General features: G+C 65.9%; 1 protein-coding gene. It reads right to left on the bottom strand.

All coding sequences use genetic code 11. The features are described 5' to 3' along the window. Positions 1–672: TonB-dependent receptor domain-containing protein (locus tag AX721_RS22295; protein WP_156467331.1), on the bottom strand; the 672-nt coding region annotated here is incomplete at both ends.

Raw genomic sequence — 672 nt, 5'->3', positions numbered from 1 at the left:
GGACGTGCGGCGCACGGACGGCGCGGTTGTAGCCGCCGCGCAGGCGCAGGCCGTCAATCGGTTCCCAGTCACCGGCGATCTTGTAGGTCTCGGTGGTGCCGATCGAGGAGTAGTCCGAATAGCGGAAGGCCAGTTCCAGCGTCAGGCTCTTGGCGAAGGCCATGTCCTGGACGATCGGGATCCGGGTTTCCGCGAACAGTTCGTACACGTCGAACGAGCCGTTGACCGGCGGGTTGGCGCCGCCCGAGCCGTTCAGGTCGCCCGAGGACGAGATGAAGTCGGCCGCGAAGTCCAGGGTCTCGCGGCGGTATTCAGCGCCGATCGACACGCCCACGCCATCGTTGGCCCAAGGCATCTTCACGCCGTAGTCGGTGAGGTCACCGCCCAGCGAGAAGTTCACGATGCGCTCGAACAGGTTGCCGTTCTGTGTGGAGGGGGTTTCCAGGAAGTCCAACGCGTCCTGGGTCACGCCGCCGAGCTGGAAGATGTTGTAGGGCACGCAACCGCCGGCCGGGTTGGCGCAGGCCGGGCCGGTCGGCGTCTGGACGACGTTGAGGGCCTGGTTGATCGCCGAGGTGCGGTAGAAGCCGGTCTGGACCTGGTTGAACGACACCCGCCCGTACTGCATGGCGAAGTCGTAGTTCCAGTTGTCGTTCAGGTCGCCGCGGACGC

It is taken from the genome of Phenylobacterium sp. CCH9-H3, assembly GCF_001557235.1.
Lineage (GTDB): Bacteria > Pseudomonadota > Alphaproteobacteria > Caulobacterales > Caulobacteraceae > Phenylobacterium.
The sequence above is the reverse complement of the archived record's forward strand: the minus strand, read 5'-3'. Positions and strand labels throughout refer to the sequence as shown.